At 50.9% G+C, this 19,720-nt stretch carries 8 protein-coding genes; 1 reads left to right on the top strand and 7 read right to left on the bottom strand.

Annotation, left to right across the window (positions count from 1 at the left end; genetic code table 11):
* Window positions 1–52: 52 nt before the first annotated feature.
* The 6 genes from xyl3A to QEH53_RS13155 all read right to left on the bottom strand — a co-directional run bounded on the left by xyl3A (window position 53) and on the right by QEH53_RS13155 (window position 17,579).
* Window positions 53–2,668, bottom strand: a complete 2,616-nt coding sequence (xyl3A, locus tag QEH53_RS13180; RefSeq protein WP_309023672.1) for a xylan 1,4-beta-xylosidase — start codon at window positions 2,666–2,668, stop codon at window positions 53–55.
* A gap of 276 nt (window positions 2,669–2,944) precedes the next feature.
* A complete protein-coding gene (locus QEH53_RS13175; protein WP_309023671.1) occupies window positions 2,945–5,359 on the bottom strand; it encodes a hypothetical protein in 2,415 nt (804 codons plus the stop codon).
* Between the two features lie 202 nt (window positions 5,360–5,561).
* Entirely contained in the window at window positions 5,562–9,059 is a 3,498-nt protein-coding gene (locus QEH53_RS13170) for an FG-GAP-like repeat-containing protein (protein WP_309023670.1), read from the bottom strand.
* A gap of 359 nt (window positions 9,060–9,418) precedes the next feature.
* A complete protein-coding gene (locus QEH53_RS13165; protein WP_309023669.1) occupies window positions 9,419–13,183 on the bottom strand; it encodes a TonB-dependent receptor plug domain-containing protein in 3,765 nt (1,254 codons plus the stop codon).
* A gap of 750 nt (window positions 13,184–13,933) precedes the next feature.
* The gene (locus tag QEH53_RS13160) at window positions 13,934–14,572 is read right to left on the bottom strand and encodes a response regulator transcription factor (RefSeq protein WP_309023668.1); all 639 of its coding nucleotides are present in this window, start codon (window positions 14,570–14,572) and stop codon (window positions 13,934–13,936) included.
* Window positions 14,559–17,579: an ATP-binding protein gene (locus QEH53_RS13155; protein ID WP_309023667.1), complete on the bottom strand. Its 3,021-nt coding sequence runs from the start codon at window positions 17,577–17,579 to the stop codon at window positions 14,559–14,561. The genes QEH53_RS13160 and QEH53_RS13155 overlap by 14 nt, the downstream gene beginning before the upstream one ends.
* A 171-nt stretch (window positions 17,580–17,750) precedes the next feature.
* On the opposite strand from QEH53_RS13155, the gene QEH53_RS13150 reads away from it, so the two are divergent.
* Entirely contained in the window at window positions 17,751–19,040 is a 1,290-nt protein-coding gene (locus tag QEH53_RS13150) for a serine hydrolase domain-containing protein (protein ID WP_309023666.1), read from the top strand.
* Between the two features lie 5 nt (window positions 19,041–19,045).
* Here QEH53_RS13150 and QEH53_RS13145 read toward each other — a convergent pair whose 3' ends face one another.
* Window positions 19,046–19,594 carry a GNAT family protein gene (locus tag QEH53_RS13145; RefSeq protein ID WP_309023665.1) on the bottom strand — a complete coding sequence of 183 codons (549 nt, stop codon included), beginning with the start codon at window positions 19,592–19,594 and terminating at the stop codon, window positions 19,046–19,048.
* Window positions 19,595–19,720 lie beyond the last annotated feature (126 nt).

Here is a 19,720-nt window from a genome sequence, read left to right as displayed (position 1 = left end):
GGCTCTCGCATTGGACCGCTTGATAGTAGGTTTCAAACATCGGGCCGTATCCTCAAACACCTCCATTTTCGCCACCGAAAAGGGAGATTTTTGTGCGCTTCAAGTCCCCATCGTCAGAACTCGTCCCGTAATAGATTTCATAGACGCCGGGCGTGATTGCCATGCCACGCTGCTCCCAATCGTAGAATTCGAAGGATGATGGCGGAAGCTCGATGGTTGCCACGCCGCTCTTCCCGGCTGGCACCTCGACGCGTGCGAATCCTTTCAGGCTCTTAAGCGGTCCATCGACATCGTTCTCCTTGCGGATGTATACTTGTACAACCTCGAGACCATCGCGATCACCGACATTGCGAACTGGGACTGTAAGCGTTACGGAATCGGTCGTAGTTAGTTTCTTCTTACTCAATTTCGCGGTACCGAGTTCGAATTCAGTATAGCTCAATCCGTAACCAAACGGGTAAAGGGCATCCTCCATGTAACGGTAGGTCCGCCCTTCCATGGAATAATCTTCGAAATCGTTCAACTGGTCAGAGCTCTTGTAAAACGTGATCGGAAGTTTACCTGATGGATTGTAGTCACCAAACAATACATCGGCTATCGCTTGTCCTCCGGACTCACCTGCGTACCAAGCTTGCAGAATCGCATCGCAAGACTCGGTCTCAGGCGTCAAGGCAATGGCAGATCCGGAACAATTCACGAATACCACCTTTTTACCGCTTTCCTTGAGAGCTTTCAGGCAATTACGTTGCACGGCAGGCAACTCGATATCCGTTCGGTCACCACCCTTGAATCCCGGAAACGAAACAGGCATCTCCTCACCTTCGAGTTGACCTGAAAGTCCACCCACAAAGACGACCGTCTCGATTCCTTCCAGCTTTTCTATCAGGCGGGTGTAGTCTACGTCGACTTCCTTGCCGAAGGTAAACTCGATGTTCGCTTGCCAGTTGTTCAATTGAGCATAGCGAATTTCGATCTTATAGGACTTCCCAGCCTCGACAACAAAGGGTTGGCGCGATGGCAGGGTACGCCAATTTTCGTACCTCTGAATGGACTCACCATTCACCAACAATTCAAAATAACCCGTGGCTCCCCCCTTAAATATGATCTCTTCGCTGACTTCCGGTACAAACTCAGTCTCATACAACGCAGAGAAGCCCTCGAGCTTCACCCCTGATGCGAATTCGTGCTGTCCCGCAGTTGTCTTCTTAAGTGGGTTAGCAATCTGATCGATAGCGACTGACTCGCCGTCGCGTTCTGGGTTGTTCCAATAACTTGCCTTGAAGCCGGCCTTGCCTCCGATAGAGGCGTTAGCGATGTAGCTTTCTGTCACCTTATCTTCCACCAAGTCGCAACCTTTGTCGTAAAGTATCCGTTTTTCGGATATCTTAGACTTTACTCCCTCAAGTATTGTGATCGTGCGAACTGGCGTACCGTTGTAGTTACCCCAGAGCATGGGCTCGTCATCCGCGTTCGGGCCGATCACTGCAATTCTCTCTGCATCTTTGGAAAGAGGCAGGATATCGTCTTCGTTCTGAAGCAGTGTCAGCGACTGACGTGCCATATCCAGAGCTAGTCTCCGATGCTTTTCGTTATTTAAGACAGAGGCTGATATTTGAGCCCAAGGCACGATGGAGTCGTCGTCCATTTCTCCCAGTTCGAATCGACCGACCAAGGTCCGCATCAAACTCTTGTCGATATCAGACTCGTCGAGCAGCTTTCTTTCAACCGCTTCAGGTAGGGTCGCGAAGGGATAATTTTCCCAAATACACTCTACGTCGGTACCGGCTAGGACTGCTTTCGTAGCTGCATGTACTGGATCAGAGGATACATTATGCGTCGTGTAGAAGTCGGTGATCGCTCCACAATCCGATACAACGATGTGCTCAAATCCCCACTCTTCGCGCAAAATACGCTGCAACAGCTGACGACTTCCGCAACATGGCTCGTCGTTCAAGCGCTGATACGCGCACATGACCTGCCGTACATCGGCTTCCTGCACTAAGGCCTTGAAGGCAGGCAAATAGGTTTCGTAGAGCACTCTGGGATCAACATTGTTGAGATTAAGCTCATGCCGGCTCCATTCCGGACCAGAGTGCACTGCGTAATGCTTCGCGCAGGCAAGGAGCTTGCGGTACTTAGCGTCTTCGGGGCCTTGCAACCCCTTGACGACCGAAACACCCATCCTTGATGTTAGAAAGGGGTCTTCGCCATAAGTCTCTTGTCCACGTCCCCACCGTGGATCACGAAAGATGTTAACATTGGGCGTCCAGACGGAGAGACTGAGGAAGCGCTTGTTTTCGTTTCCATCGTTTATCCACTGGTGGTACTTCGCTCTCCCCTCGTCCGAAACCGCGTCGAAGATTTGATAGACGAGATCGTCATTAAAAGAGGCTGCCATCCCGATCGGCTCAGGAAATACAGTTACATCGTCGTTGTTAGCGTAACCGTGCAAAGCTTCGCTCCACCAATTGAAGCGCTTGATGCCCAAACGAGGAATCGGCTCAGACTGATCGCACATCAGAGCAGCCTTTTCCTCTAAGGTAAGCCGAGAAATTAAATCCTTGGCACGCTCTTCAAAGCTCAATTCGGGATCCTGGTATGGAAACGGTTGAGAGACGGCAGTCACCACAATGAGGACGCTTAAAATCGAGGTTAGTAGTCTATTCATATCAAAAAGTGAGGTACCAAGAGCGATCTGGCCAAAATTGAGCTCTTCAAACGAGGCATGCCGGATCTATCGAATCAATCTCCTACACGTTTTCACCCGTAAAATTCCGCCAAAAAAATCCAATTCAAATCCAGCCCGTAAGCGCTGAGCGACTGAAGCTATCGCTAAAATTCCTATCGATGAAAAATCCATATCGCAAATAGTACTAATCACTGTATATAAACAGAATTAATTTATTACATTAGCATCGGCCATAAGATTTCGCCTGCCAAGGTCTCAACGTACCATTTCAGCGAGATATCGATCCAAATCTTCCGATGGCAACTTCCAGTTCAAGGCGTCTAGTATCTTCCTGAACGATTCTAAGGCACCATCCGACAGCTGTCTCAGTTTCTCATCCGTCGCTTCCTGGACGCAAATTTCCAACTGCTTCTTCGCCTCTTCGATCTCATTGGCGCCAATTAACACGAGCGCCAGATTCACCCTCAAATCCCAGTCTAGATAGTCCACGTTTCCCCTTTGAATCGTACCGCGCAAAGCTGAGACCGCCTCGTTCAGCTTACCCTTATCTCCCAGTGCTAGAGCAAGCTCTGCACGCGTGAGATGAGTGACCAACCTGTCTGGAAAACCCATCGCCAATGCTGCATGCACCTTCATCGCATTCTCAGCTGATCTAGAATCGATGAAATACTCGGTCAAGCGGGCCAAGGCGTCCTCTTGCATCTGATTCTCTATGGTCCTGAAAATAACCACTCGCTCGTTTTCGAAACCATCTACATGAGGAATGTCATACCTCATGGGCCTGAGCCACAACGGAGGCAGCCACTGCTTGAGAAGGAGCGCAAACGATTGATCGATCTCGTTGCTTCCGATTATTGAGTACTGCTCCAAATAGGGGTCCCAAGATGGATCAATGATGAAATCCACAGACCTGCCATCCGCAATCGCTTGGGCTTCATCTGCTGTAGCAGCAGCACATAAACGCACCGCAGCTGAAAATCCTTCAATGTTTTCTGGATACGGAGTACTTAGAACTTTTAGGTTTCCGAAATATGCGAGAGCTGCCGCTGTGTTCGGCGAGGTCAAGATCACCGGACGCTCGGGATTTTGTCGCAGCGAGAGCCAATTCGCGAGATCTCGCTCCACTAGAGAAATGAGCTCTACTTCGCTGACTGCATCACCTGAATCCGAAAACTGATCCTTAAAAACCAACGATGATCCAACGACCAGAGAGCAAACCACCACTCCAACATTGGCAGTTCGGTACCACCCTTGTATTTTTTTTATTGATACGGCAACTGTCGCCAAACCAAGAGCAAGTATTTGAAAATGAGCCCACCATCCCATAGCGAAAACAGCGAGCGTCAATGCGACTACAATGGGAACAAGACCCAATAGCACGATCCCTTGTTCAGCTACCGGTCGCCTTGTACTCGACAGATAGACGATCGCGAATACACCTATTAAAATTGGGATGCACAAGGTTACGATTACCAACGGATTGGCTCCCCCTTCCGCTAAGAACTTGATTGTGCTTCCTGAATCTTCCGGTAACGACGCTCGAGAAAGATCCAACCCTACCTGATTTACCGCCCAGTCCGTTTCGGAAGTCATGATCAGTATTAGGCCCGCAGTACTCAAGAGAACCAGAGTGCCAGCTTGAATGACTTTCCTTCGTCCCGACGAAGGACTAACACCCCTTAGGAAAACAAGCAACTCCCCCACGCAAAGCCAAACCACTGCGTAAACTGGGTTGACAAGTCCCATACCCCAAGAAGAAGAATCAAGAACGCGAATGCCGTTCTCTAGTAACCAAATAGTTAATACAGAGATGCAGCCACTCCAAGCCCACGCTCGCCAAGCGACATCCGGAAGACCCTTGATTGCACTTTTGTCCTGCTTCTTGCGGACATGCCCTAAAGCCCATTTCAAGCCACCCGCGAAAGCGAGAGCTAATATCAAAACGCCACCTCCGCTAGGGCTTAACCAAAGTGAAAAACCACCGGAGATTCCCGCAATAATCGCCATTCGCTTGGATGCCACAATCTCATCTCGATTGCAGGACTCAACTAAGGGGATCAGCAACGGCAGGACTGCGAAGAAGCTGAAGATAATTCCTAGCGCAGTGTCATCCGCTTGCCCCGGGAAAAAGCTAGCTCCGAGCGGAAAGAGGGCGATAGCCCCAGCAGCGAATAGAAGAGTGCTTCTCCATGATAAGCGCCTCAATAACACAGACGCAAAAACGATAGCTAGAACCTGTAAAATAGGATCAGCATAAAGCGCGGCCCTCTCCACTGACACACCCAGGGGAACGCCTGTGAAAATGGAAATAAGCCATGCGAGCCCAATCAACCACCAACGGTACAACGAGGGTGTTAAAACAGGACGACCGTCTGGTGCATTGTCGTAATTTACCCGTTTCAGATCAAACGTCCCTTCGTCAATCATCTGTTGACCCTGCATTATCCACTGATAGGTCCGTACATTCCTCTGAGGTACGATAAGCTTCCGCCTGCCCTCCTCGTATCCAGTCGACGATTGACGATCTATCTCGATAGCGCTCCCACCACCTAGTTCAGACACATAGTCAATGTGCTCGATTCTCGAGAAATGCCCCAGACCTAAGACCAGAAGCGCAACCGCGACGATCCCCAACCTCCGCCAAGCATTTATATCAATTCGTCTAATCATAAGAAGTATCGGAGACTAGAGAACTGCACGATCCCGAAGGTGGGCGAGCCGCTTTTCTCACTAAACAAGGACCCAAGACAGCGAACAAGCGACCTACTACTATCTTGAGATCTTCAACCTTCAGGATGCTACCTCCTGAGGGCCTACAACATAATATTTCCATGGTGATCATTCGTATATAGTTTGATAGAAGCCTGCCCTCTTAGCTTCGATCTTCCTCGAGCCAAAGCAGCCTAGAAGTACCTCTCTCAATTCTAAGCGCCCCCGATTCAACGTCCTCGATATCAAACTCGTCAACGGTCCCATCGGGCCAATGCACTTCGATAAAGTCGATAACCGCCGTCCTCGAATAGCCGAAGGACATTATTGCTTCCGATTGAGTCGAGTGCCCATTAGTCGAATACAACTCTCCCACTCGAACACTTCCATCATGATACCCCACCCGGATCTTGGATCCGAGCGCAGAAGGATTCGTCCCTACTTGGGACAACGAAATCGTCAATGAAGCTCTCTCTCGAACCCTTTTGTTCATAAAAAGAATTGGATCCTTCGCACCTCGAGTCGCGAGTAGGTCAGGCCAACCATCTCTATTGAAGTCCAGGGTACCGAGAGCACGTCCCTCTCCAGGTACCACGAAACCTGAACTCCCGGAAGCAAGCTCCTCAAACCCACCCTGTCCGTCACCCTGCAGCAGCAAACCGATACCTCCATACCAAGGACCCGACACTGCAGTGGATGAATTCTGTACCAAGGCGATGTCCACATGAGTATCGGCATTCCAATCACCCAAGGCGATTCCTTGGGTAGCTCCTAGCTGAGCGAGGCTTGGGAGTGGCTGGAATCGATAAGGTCCTTTTTCACTGCTCAAAAGAAGGCCGCTGCGTAGTTCACTCACTCGATAAACTTCCGCGTCTGCCAGGGACTCCGGCGAGAAGATTTGCTCCAAAGACATCTCCGCAAACTTATCTGAGGTTCCAATCAGTTGTCGTAGCTCGGGGTAGACCGAAATCAAATCGAACCGATTCCGACGCGGGTAACGAACTCCATCCACACGCTCAAACTCTAAAAATGAAGACTTACCTCGGCTGCCAAACTTTCCAAATAGCATTTCAATTGGATCTTCTTCACTAGCCCGATAAATGGTATTCAATCCAGCATTACCGAGCACATAATCCAATTTTCCGTCGGAATTAAGGTCCGCAGCAGCGATAGAGGTCCACCATCCGCTTCCCGCACTTGAAAAGCCCCATTCCTCAGTAGCATCCGTAAATCGTTCGCCGGCTTCGTTACGCAAGAATAGCGGCGTACCCCAAGAAGTGGAAAGTACTAAATCGACCCAACCATCCAAGTCGACGTCTGAGCAGATGCCTGCCGTCACAATGCCTATTTGCCCCTCGTTCGGCAGTCGAAGCGCAGCGAAGTCCTCCCATCGTGCCCCATTCGTCATAAGCAAAGCGCTTCGAGACAAAATCGCGTCTTTGTTTTTCGGAATGCTACCGCTGATAAAAATGTCCAAGTAGCCATCCCTGTCGAAATCCGCAGCTGCTATCACCCCCGCCAAAACTGAAACATCAGGGAACAGTGAGCTCGTGTCCATTTTGAAATTGCCGTCTCCATTTCCCAGATACAATTCAACACCCGCCCCCGCGATAGGCTTTACTGCGGTTTCTCCGATATTAGAAACAAGAAGGTCCAGATATCCATCCTCGTTGGCATCGAAGGCTAGGTTCGGCCCAATTCCCGAACCTACTTCTAAAGCCTTTAAGCTCGCTGAGGTCCACGGTGCAACTAAGTCCTGGATCAAGCTCGGGGAGCTGTTATTGGTACCTCCAAGTAGAGCATCTGTTTTCCCATTTGAGTTAAAATCTCCCAAGACAAGACTTGGCCCCTGAGGTTCGCTCGACCACGGCTCTAGGAGGTCGTCTCTTTTTCTAGGCATCTTTAAAACCGAGCGGTCAACGTTTTCACCTTCACTATCAAGCTGGACAACTTCGAAAAGTCGTCCTCCTCCGGACGATTCTTTCGTCTCATCCGATCCAGTGCTCCCTTCTCGTAAGCGATAGCGAGACCCGGCTTCCAAGTCCTGCCACACGTCGACGATTCCACTCGGCCACTTTACGGTCAGCTCTTCCACAACAGCGTTCTTGCCTAATCCGAAATGCACGATCGGTTCGCTCGTAGACTGGTAGCCTCGGGCATTCGACAACTGCTTGGTTTGGACACCACCTTCTGTGCGTAATGAAACTATCGATCCGATCCCGAACGAGTTGGATTTAACTCCCTCTAATTCGAATATGACTCTATTCCCACTCTTAGAATCATTACGATATATCAAAGGGGGTTCGTTGAAACGAGCTACCACGAAGTCGAGGTCGCCATCGTTATCGAAATCCCCCGATGCAGAGCCAAACGAGACACCAGCTTCTTCGATTCCGCTAGACGCGTCGAGCTCGCGGAATAACAAACCATCCCCTCCTTTAAACAACAAATCGCGCTCCTCCAAAACGGGCGAATTCTTTAAGATTGCGATTCTAGCGGTTGCCGATCGAGCTCTCGCCACTTTAACCAGGAGATCTAAATTATGATGCTCCCGATTCATTCCATTCGTAACGAAGAGGTCCTCAAAACCATCGTTGTCCAGATCTTCAAAACGCGGACTCCAAGTCCAGTCTGTGGCGTCTAGCCCCGCAGCAAAGGCCGCCTCCCGCAGATAACCTGATGGCGTAGCAAGAAATAGACAATTTCGCGGTCGTTGAATGGCCTTTCCTACCATTCGCTCAATAGGCGCAAAGCGAGCGGACACCATAGTGCGGTGGTCTTTGAACCGTGTCGTAGCTGCCATATCCGCTACGAACAAATCCAAGCGTCCATCTCCATTAACATCAGCAATATCACAGCCCATCGCCGAGTACGGAACTAAAGGCAATACTTCGGACGCAACGTCACTAAATGTTCCGTCCCCATTATTACGATACAGGAGATCAGGTACTGCAAAATCGTTGGCTACATAGAGATCAAACCACCCGTCTCCATCGTAATCCCACCAAATCGCTGAGTGTCCCTGAGTTTCTGGACGTACATCCAACGAACTAGACACATCCTCAAAATAACCGTCTCCAATGTTTCGGTACAAAAAATCTTCGCGCCCATCTGGTTGGCCCGAAAAGCTCAGTAAATTTGTTTGGATGTAAACATCCAATAAGCCATCTCGGTCGTAGTCGAAAAACGATGCCATAACACTTGAATCTTTGAGATCAAGGCCTCGGCTCTCTGCTTCTTCTTCAAATGTTCCATCTCTCTGATTTATGAACAGCTGGTTAGGCTCATTAAATCGGCAAACGTACAAATCCAACCAGCCATTGTTATCGATATCCACAAAGGATACGCCCTGGTTCCACGGCTTCTCGCTAGTATCGTCGGACTTAAAAAAGGCGAATGACCGGTCGAAAAACGATTCCTGCACTTTAACACCCGAATCTTCCGACACATCTAAGAAACGGTTATCGCCCAAGTTCCGATAGAGTCGAAATTCGCCCGTCTTGTACGCTATTCCGACATCCGGTTTTCCATCCCGATCGTAGTCACCAACCGCTAATCCTGTTCCGAGGGATCCATTATTAAACTCTCTGAACAGTGTGCCCCAAGCCCTCGGGTCATTGTACTCGTTGACCTCATTCAACCCCGTCTGATCTGAATGCAAGGCACGTAGTCGAATGCCCTCTTCCCCATCAATCTGTGGCGTTTCGAATGGCCGGCGATCAAGGCCCTGCGCTGCAGCAAGAAACCCATTAAAGACTAAAAAACAGTGAGCCGTCACCAAGGCCAACACAGGCCGTCTCGAATTAAACATAAACAGTATCCGCTTCACTACCACAACAAGGAATCGGAAAGGATCGCTTCTGTGATTCACGAAATCAACTTCTAACTCAAAACAAAGCCAACCAATCGTACTGTAACGCTCTCACATTCAACTTTCTGTTCGTGAGATAAAACAAAAGATGTGCGTCCCACCATTACAGCAGGACGCACACTTTCTTTTGCTACATTTTTCGCTACAACTTAGAACTCAAAACTATTTGTAATAGACCAGACTTCTGACGGCGCGACTCGATACCCTGCCGCAGTTCCATCCGGCTGAGTCGTGATTGGAATCAACCCCTCACCCTCAAAGGCGTTTCGCACATTGACCTGGATGGACCAGTCTATGTTATCGCTAATCGCCCTTTGATATCCGACCCAAAGGTCAATATTCATTTCATCCGGCCCCCAATATGGGTTATCTATATCGAAGGTAACACCACCGTCGTCGTCGAGTAGCGGACGGTACCCGATAACAACCTGATCTTGCCAGCGAACTCCACCGCCGACGTTGAGGCCCTTGAACTTACCATCGGTGAATCCGTAGTTGGTTATCAAGTTAACGCGCCACTCACGAAGCTCTGGTGCGTTCGTCCCTTCCTGAAGCTTTCGTGAAGTCCACTCGGAATTGACGTTCGTATTCCACTGATAAAGAGCTGTTTCATTACCTGCTCCACCCCACCAGATACGCAAGTCACCCGCGGCTGTGTTCTCTAGAGTATCAGTGTACTGCTCCACGAAAGCAGCCAAGTTCTCACCACCGATATTACGTCTCACGGCCTTAGTCCGTGTAGCGTTCAGCATGATATTCCAGTTATCTGTAGGACGCGCTGAAAGTTCGATCTCATAACCCTTGGATACGCTATCTTCCGTAAGCTGGAAACCATTCGGCACCGAAGAACCAACTCCTTGTGGAGAGGTCGCGTCGAACGGAGCGTCAAGATTGACGTTCCACGCATCGTAGAAGCGAGGATCGACCTGAGCCTGCCACGTCCGCCATGCAGCAATTGCTGCAGCCTCGCGGGCCTGAGCGTCCGCGAGCGTTTCACCTTCAGCCAAACCGTAGTTGTACTGGGAATCTTCCGGATCTGGATTAGCTACGGCATCCGCAGGAGTGTCGCCAGTCCAGTCAAATTCGAAGTGGTTTACCCAATTCGCAGACCATGCTTGCGAAGCACCTAGGAACCAAGCACCACCCAAGCCAGAGCTGTTGGCAGCTGTGACTTTGGTCTCGTATTTGTTGATACGCAAAGAATAGCGATTGTCCTTTGTCGCGAGCAATACTCCCATATCAACGGTGTCGCCTTGCGGGAGTGGTATCGGTTCGCCGTATACATCGACACGAGCAGCTTCCGGCTGGAAGTTACGCGAGTTATTGTAAAACAAAGAAACGTCAACTGGCAGCCCGTCATCAAGGAACTCATTCAAATGTGCAACCGCACTCCAGCTCTTAGATGTCTCTGTGATCGAGCTATATAGAACGTCGTCCGATTCGATGTTGTAAACCTCTGGGCTAAGATCGATATGACCGAAACCATAGGCGTACTGCGATGGGCTATTGGTGTTTCTAGAAACAGACCAACCTTCTGCGGTATCCTCACGAATACCCCAAGTCCCTACGAGAGCACCATCCCAAAGGTGACCCTGCCATACGAGTGCCTTCGATTCTACCTTGCTGTTGTCTAAACCTGCAGAGGTAGTCAGTAGATCACGGTTGCCATCTTCCGAATCCGTCACGGAGAACGGGTAATTTACCCATCCGACGTAGTTAGCCGGATTTACGTTTTGGGTCTCCACGCGGCGATCTTCTGCTGTTGGATTTCCTGGATCATCTAGGCTTGGTGGGAGGTAATAGTTATTTATCCACTCCGCAGCAGGATTAACATAGTTGGGATCGCTCGGATCGAGCGGCCACTTCCAGGTTGAATCAAATGCTGCAATGGTTCCACCGCTCACGTTTATCGGGGCGCTGAGGGCTGGAATTCTAGCACCGGTTGCCGAGCTAGCGCCTAGCAATGATGGACCCATGTACACAACTGGATTCGGAGTGAAGAGATAAGAATTGAAGTCATCCGAATCCGTCGCGCTAACGAACTCGCGGTACTGAGGATCCAGTATGGCATATCTCTGCCAGCTTCGAGCATCGGTATCGCGCGTATCCTCAGCGAGTAATCCAGTGAACGTGTGCTTGCCAAGGAACTTACGCCATGACGCGCCGTCACCAGCATCGTTGAAATCATAGGTTCCGAACAAGGTCAAGCGAGTCGAACTACGCTCAGAATTGAACGAGTTATTCCCTCCTGCACCGTTATCGCTGACGAATGGTCTGCCCACATTTGGATTTGGCGTGCCGTCTTGGAACGGCTCGCCGTCTAGGCCGTCTGGAGTACCATCCGGATACACACTCATAATATCAATGTGAATCGCCTGGTTTCCGCCTGTCACAAGACTGACTTGGCCATTGTCGTAAGACTGAGAACTGTGAGCTATTTCCCAACCAATCTTATCGCCAAGGTAGGTTTGCGATAAGTTCGCGTTGTAGCTATCAAATTCCTGCCACTCGTTCTTGTTGGGTCCATCAAGAAGATTGTTGTAGAAATCGAAGATGCTTGGATCCGTTAGGTTGTAGTTCTTGTGGACGCCAAACTCTGAATAAGGAAGGCCGGCAAGCCTTGCGAAGCTGGAATACCCGTTGATCGCACCTTGACGGTGGAACGAAGTGATTCCTTGAGACCTGTCCACCTCGCCTTCAGTATTGATAGCGCGTTGCTGCCGCCACTCGGGAATCATGAAGCTTGGTGTAGCATCAGCTGAAGTGAAGTAGCCCAAAGGAGCTCCCTGGCCGCTAGCGAAGGAACCAATCCACGGGTTATAAGCTGGATTCGCCTGTCCGGTACGTGGACCACCATTAATCGCCGGACGCTGTTGACCGTGATTGGCACGACCCGTATTGTCGTCCTGCAACTGCCAAGGATTGAAAGTCTCCTGGTTAAGGTAGTTGTAGGTCCGTCCCGCCTCGTACTGTCCGGTCGTCTCATTGAATGAGTATCCACCCTGATACGTTCCAGACTGGAACCAGGGAGTTATCGCATCAATAGGAGGGATCGAGCGAGGGTTGTTACTATCAATTTCCCCCGATTCGTAATTCGCCTTAAACGTCGTGCGAACTCCTTCACCATTCATGAAAGATGGATCGTAGCGCAAAGCTAGATACAAACGCGTATCCCTATTGAAAGCCGGGTCTTGTTTGTACTTTTCGTCGTCGTACAAAGTAGCGACTCTGATCGCCAACTCGTCTTCTAGAACAACCTTGTTATAGTTGAGCGAGTAACGAGTAGTTCCGTGTTGGTCAAATTTTACATCTACTTTGCCTCCATCTTCGAAAGCGGCACCCTGCAGACCGACATTGATCAATCCAGCAGGACTACCTTGTCCAAAAAGAATGGAGTTAGGACCACGCTGTAATTCCACACGGTCGATATTATATCCATCCCAAGGAATGTCTGAGATGAAGTAGTCGCGACTGTTATCAGCATTGGTCAAACCGCGAACGCGAGTGTTGGCCGATGGGTTAACGAGATTTGCTCGCTCGTCGAGAAGTCCACCGTCGCCTAAACCAGCGAAGTTGCCTTCCACGCTTCCAACCTCGGTGCCCACAGTGTACTGCAACAGCGTTTTGTTGTCCGTAGCTCCAACGTCGTCAAGGAACTGTGTGGTGACCACGGATATAGCGCTACCGACGTCGCGCAGCTTTGTGTTTAGTCGGTTACCTGCTAGAGTATCGACTGCCTGATAGCCCTGATCATCGTCACCCGAAACCTCGAAAGGGGAGAGTTCGAATATTTCTTCATCTTGGACGTCCTGGGAATAGACGAGTGGGGCCAATAGAAGCGCAGTGCCACATAGAGCAGCACTGACACCGCCTCTAGACATGTATCTATTTGGGGGTAGGGTTTGTTTAGTCATAGTTTATATTTGGTAGTAGGAAAAAGCAGTAGAAAAAAAACCCTTCACCCAGCTTCGAACGGGTAGTTTCGTTGTCCTATATTCATCGGTATCAAGCTACGACAGACGCTGCATGACTACATGTAGCGTCTAGAAAGACCCTCCCCAAGGGGGGCACTAGCTCAGGGACAAAACAAGGCAACGGTTCGACCGAAGAACGGTAAGGTAAGAGTTGAACAAGGGGGCGATGTAATCTCAGACGCGGGGGCAAAGGAGGAATTTACGTGGACATAGTCCGCCAAATTTTAACCTTTCGTCAAACCGGCATTAGACAGGAGGATTATTCCATCTTTCGATATACGGTATTATACCAACACCGAGCACCTTCTCGAACTACTCATTATGAACTAACCATGTAAGAAGTAGGCGTTAGATCCACTAGGTGAACACACTTTTCAACTCCAATACGAAATATTCCCATAGCGATGACCGACTGAGATGTCTGAGACGATCAAGCGGACTTACATGCGGGAGCGTCTTCCACAAAGACGATTGGATTATTGGAACCTGTGATAGAAAAAAGGCGTTCAGAGACCAACTGGGGAGAGCACAAGGGTGGACAGCGTCGTGCCAAACGCAACCGTTGCCAGCCAGTAGCAGTATCTAGACACTGCTCGCTGCGGACTTAAAGGCAGTAAATTAGAGGCAGTAAACTTCCACAACCTCCAGATTTCAGTGAGGAATCTGCCAAAAATTAGCGATCGTCGCTCGTTATTCGATCTCGATGATCCCAGTCTTGAGGGCGATCACCAACGCTTGAGTCCGGTCGTACGCTCCCAACTTCGAAAGGATGCTAGCCACGTGTGACTTTACAGTGCCCTCGACTAGACCGAGGCGCATAGCGATTTCCTTGTTGCTCCCACCTTTGGCCAGTTCACCCATGACTTCTATTTCGCGTGGAGACAACTGGACTAGCATGCGCTCCCCTATCCGAGCAGCCACGCGTGCAGGTACATACCGTTCGCCTTTGTGCACTACTCTAATGGCATCCAGCAAGCGCTTGACCGGCATGTCCTTAACTACAAACCCGACGGCCCCGGCATGTATCGCTTGATATGCCTCCTCACCTTTCGAGTAGTTACTGAAAACGATGATTCGCGGATGCTTGAACTGCTCACGTAAAAGTCGAATCGTCTCCAACCCTCCAATGCCTTGCATTCGTAGGTCTAGGACAACTACGTCCGGTCGGCAACTCTCGTACGCCTCAACCGCTTCCTCACCACAATCAACCTCCGCAACGACTTCGATATCGCTCGTCGCCGCTATCGCCGTAAGCAGACCCATGCGAATGACCATGTGATCGTCCACCAGCATGACTCGAATTTTCTGACCTGATTCAGACGTTTTCATAAACTCTTTCTCTGGCTTCAACTGGGACCGACACGCAAATCCTCGTCCCTTCGCCCAACACGCTTTTCAGTCTCACTGCCCCGTTTAGACACTTCGCTCTCGACTGGATACCCCTCAAGCCAAAATGCCCCATTCCTGATACCAGCGCTTTATCAGGATCGAACCCCTCTCCGTTGTCACCGATACATAGCCCAATCTCGCTCTCGGAGTAGTCGAGCTCGACCCAGATCCTACTAGCACCCGAGTGCCTGATCGCGTTCGTCGTCGACTCTTGCGCGATTCGCAGGAGATTATGACGGACCCTATAGGGTAATCTAACTGCTTCACCGCTTTCTCTAAACTCGACGATTGAGGTCTCGGAATTCATTACTGAAACCAGTCTCTTTAACACATCGCCCAGCTCCGAATCGTGAAGTGTCGTATCCAAATCCCAAACGAGATGCTGCACCTCCTGGCGCACGTAAGAAACCATATTCCTCACTACCTTGAGACGTGACCGGACTCCATCTGACAAGCGCGACGTTTCAAGAGTCGCATCTAACTGGATGATCGCCCCAATGATTCCCTGCTGGAGGCTATCGTGGATTTCCGCTGCCAAGCGATTGCGTTCAGCAAGCGTAGCAGAATTTCTCGTCTCTTCATTGAGCCGATCCATCGTAGATCTCAATTGCCTTGTTCGATCATCTACCAAGCTTTCCAATTCACGATTTCGCTTTCGGACAATGTGCCCAGAATACTTCATGGCGCCGCCAAGGACACAAAAGAAAATTAACCCATACAATGCGTAGGTCAGTCCGGATCGGTACCAAGGCACCAAAATCTCGAAATCGAGCATTTCCCAATATTCGGCGCGATGACTTTCATCCGCCAGGCGAACCTGCAAGGAATAGCTTCCGGCGCCTAAATTTACAAATGTCAGAAGGGAGTTCGAGTCGACTCGCGTCCATGGTTCCTTCTCAGAAAGACGATAATCGTAAGTGGGCGAACTTCTCAATCCATACCCATCGGAAAAAAGCCTGAAGGATACCCTGTTCCGAGAATAAGGGAGGACGTATTTATCCTGTAGATTTCTCGTTTCAGGGAAGATATGCTCAACCCGATCAACTCCTACCTGGAAAGAAACCAGAACGGGTTTCGCTGCTTCGCGGCTGCTAACGATCCCACGATTCCTAACTTTCATCAGTGAACGTCCGGCCACGATCCAAATCCCTCCCTCCTCAAGAATCCGAACGCGCGGATAGCGATCGTTGATCATGTCCAGACCATAGGCATCCAGAACATAACCGTCATCCTTGGGAACAAAGCGAACCACGCCTTCGGTATGTGTCGCCCAAATGACGCCATCGAACCCCTTGGCCACACGGTCAATTCGCTTCGTGTATTGATTAAGCAAGTCATCGAGCAACGGAACGTCACACCAGTCATCTATGCTTTCATCGAAAAATTTTCGATCCCCCTGCTGGCCGTTTAATACCACGATGTCATCTATTACGCCCACATTCACCCATCTGGCCGAGGTCCACTCTTCGCTCCGTAGCACAAAACGTTTTATCTCGCCTTCTTCCAGCGAGATTCGAGCCGTGCCCTCACCTCCCATCTCCACCCAAAGCGCTCCTTTCGCCACATGCGAAATCGGACCATAATTCAAACCCTCTACCCGAGGAGCGACCTCCACCCACTCTTCTTCCCGTAAACCAAGCGCCACAATATGCTGAGTCCCAATAGCGAAGCAGAGTTCGTCGCTCACCATCGTCACGTTCAAGAGGCCTTCCACCTCAGCGACTTGCCTGAACTCACCATCTGGCAAGAGCGAATAGACGACGTCATAGTCCCCCACCAGCACTCGTCCGCCTCCCGCTGTTAAAAAGTTCACTCCTCCCTTTAACTGCGATCGCGAAAGCGTGAAATGACTTGCCCTGCCCTTTCCAGAGCCGAACGCCTCGTATAGTTTTCCGTCCGAAGCGACCAAGAGGCGATCGTCGAGCATCTCGATCTGAGGCCATTCCAAGCTCAAACCGAGACGCTGGCCGAAATCAGTTAAAGGGCTACCATATTGAACTTTGTCGATCGATCTCTCTGTAACCACCCAAAGCACCCCTGGCTCATTCGCCCCCAGGTTGAACACGCGATGGTACTCAGGACTCTCCAAGGCCAAGGTCAGCTCCCCTTCTTCGTCTATAAAGTATATTCCCTTCCCCAAAACCGCGACTGCGATTCCTCCCTCAATCAATGGCTGCAAGCCGGAGATTTTTCCGGTCAGTCCCAACTCGTCTTGTACGCCCCAAGGCTCCAAAAGCGCGCCATCAAAAACCCAGAGTCTATCTCGGGAATCCGACAACAAAGTCTCAGTCTCTCCTAACGGAGCGGCGTACTCGAGACGGCGTCCTTCGGGATGCCCCAACGGTCGCAGGCGACCCGCCTCGATGTCGACACGACAAATCCCTTGATCGATCGACGATGCGAAGACCTGATCTCCTACTCTAAACAGGCGATTCAACGCGGCGGTGGGAAAACAAAGCGACTCGCCGCTCGCGAAATCATGGAATGCGATTCCATTCCAGCTCCGGAAATAGACGCCGCGGCTCGTCCCCACGATCTCGTCGAACACAGCCGTCTTAAGCCATTCCTCCCCCGAGCATGCGGCAAGCGACTCATCGACAACCTTCCCGTCTTTGCCATATCCCACCAATCCGTAATCCCCAAACGCACCATAATAGGAACGCCCATCCGCTCCCACCAAGACATAGAGCATCTCCCCTTCATCGCTCGAAATGCTGTCGCTCAAGTTCAGCCAAACCGTATCATTTAAAACAGCGTAAGTACCTTCCTCCACGACCACCAATCGACCAAAACCATCGAATCCTAGGCGAGCGCTGCGAGACACCGAGCCAACGCTCTCAAAGGGGTAAGCCTTGATAGGGGGAAGGCCTTCAAAGTGCAATTCGGATGCGAAAAGCGAAAGACTTCCGCCAAGCATAAAGGCCGAAATAAGCAGAAGAGTTCTCATTCGGGACGGAAAAGTGGGGGGGTAGGATTATGAGATTAGGGATCAATCCTCTCGCTTCGCCTTCACAACACAAGTCAGAAGACGCCATCCGATGGCTCCCCTATAGACTCACCGATAAACGACCGGACAATCCTCTTGCTACCTTTTCTGCAAAAATTGAAAAGTAATCTCATGCCCGACTTCTCCAAAAAAACTCTCGCCCTCACAATCATCGCAGGCCTCGCCCTCTTCAGCCCCTGCCTCTCGATGTCGAAACCGATAGCTTCCGCGAAACCGGAAAAACTCGGGATGTCGAGCCAGCGACTCGAGAGGCTCGACTCTGTTTTGCAGAAAATGGTCGACGACGGAGAACTCCCCGGGGCTGTAGTGCTCGTAGCAAGACACGGTCAAAGAGCTCACCTTGGCGTCTACGGGAAGCAAGACATCGAAAGTTCGGCACCCATGAGCGACAAAACTATCTTCCGGATCGCTTCCCAGACGAAAGCCATCGTGAGCGTCGCTACTATGGCCCTGCAAGAGGAAGGGAAGCTACTCATCAGCGACCCCGTATCTAAATACCTGCCTGAATTCGCTAACACCCTCGTCGCCGAGACCAACGAGGCAGGCGAGCAGGTGAACGTGCCTGCCAAACGCCAAATCACTATCCGCGATCTCCTCACTCATACATCCGGTATCGGCTACGGTCGCGCCAGCGACCCGCTTTGGCAGGAAGCCGGCATCGACGGCTGGTACTTTGCAGATCGAGGCGAACCCATTCGCGAAACTGTTCGAAAGCTTGCGTCCCTCCCCTTCGACTCACACCCGGGCGAGAAATTCGTATACGGTTACAATACCGACATCCTCGGAGCCCTGATAGAAGTCGCATCAGGCTTGCCTTTAGACGCTCTGCTAACCCAGAAAATCCTCGATCCGCTCGGCATGGATGATACCCACTTCTACCTCCCCAGCGAAAAAGAGAAACGCTTTTCAACGGTGTATTCATATTCCAGTGACAGGGGACTTAAGCGAGGACCAGACGAGGGTACGATGGACGCCCAAGGCCACTACCTGGACGGCCCACGAGTGAGTTTCTCCGGAGGCGCTGGCCTACTTTCCACTGCAAACGACTACGCTGTTTTCCTTCAAATGCTCCTCAACGAGGGAGAGTACGAGGGCACGCGAATCCTCTCACGCAAATCCATCGAGCTCATGACCCGTAACCATCTCGCCGAAGGCGTCGAGTTTCCTTGGGACCGAGGGACTGGGTTCGGTCTCGGATTCTATGTCATCGAAGACCTCGGAAGGCGCGGTGTCACAGGATCGGACGGCGAATACGGATGGGGCGGCGCCTACCACTCGACCTACTGGGTCGACCCTAATGAAGAGCTCGTCGTGGTTTATTTCACCCAAGTTAGGCCAGCCGACGGCCTAACGGACCACGGTAAACTCAGAGCCCTTGTCCACCAAGCCATCGTCGACTGAATCGATCAGGCGGGTCCCTTCGCTCGACCCACCCTCGCATCCACCCCTGTCCACTCCTCTTTGGTGAGGGCCCAGCGCTCGTGGTCTTTCCACTCCCCTCCGACCTGCAGGTACTTGGGAGAAAAGCCTTCGAGACGGAAGCCCAAACGCTCCACCAAGCCTCGCGACGAAAAATTACCGGGTTGGATATTCGCTTCCAGCCGATGCAGTCCGTGCTCCGAAAAAGCTCTCTGCACCACCAGAGCCAAGCCTTCCTTCATCAACCCTTGTCCTGCAAACCCAGTCACTGCCCAATAACCTACGTAGGCATTCTGGAAGGCGCCTCTCACAATTTCGCCAAGGTTGATTAGACCCGCGATGCGATCGTCGCTAACGCAGCACACAAAATATCCAGCATGCCTAACATCTTGGATACGATCCAAATACTTCTCGTAGCCTCTCAACTCCCGGGCTGGATACACCCAGGGTTGGTGCAAAGTGACGCTCGCCTTCGTGGCCGCGACAAACTCTTTCCCATCCCTGCGCTCTGGATGCCTGAGATATACCCTCGTCATTTGCAGTTAACCTAAAGCTGCCTATTAGTAACTCAACTAAACACCACGCTTCTAACCCCGATCAAGGTCCGTACGCCATCAAGTTCGTTGCCAAGCCCAGCTTGTTCCATTCTCTTGCTACCAAAT

This window comes from Pelagicoccus sp. SDUM812002 (assembly GCF_031127835.1).
Lineage (GTDB): Bacteria > Verrucomicrobiota > Verrucomicrobiia > Opitutales > Opitutaceae > Pelagicoccus.
The sequence above is the reverse complement of the archived record's forward strand: the minus strand, read 5'-3'. Positions and strand labels throughout refer to the sequence as shown.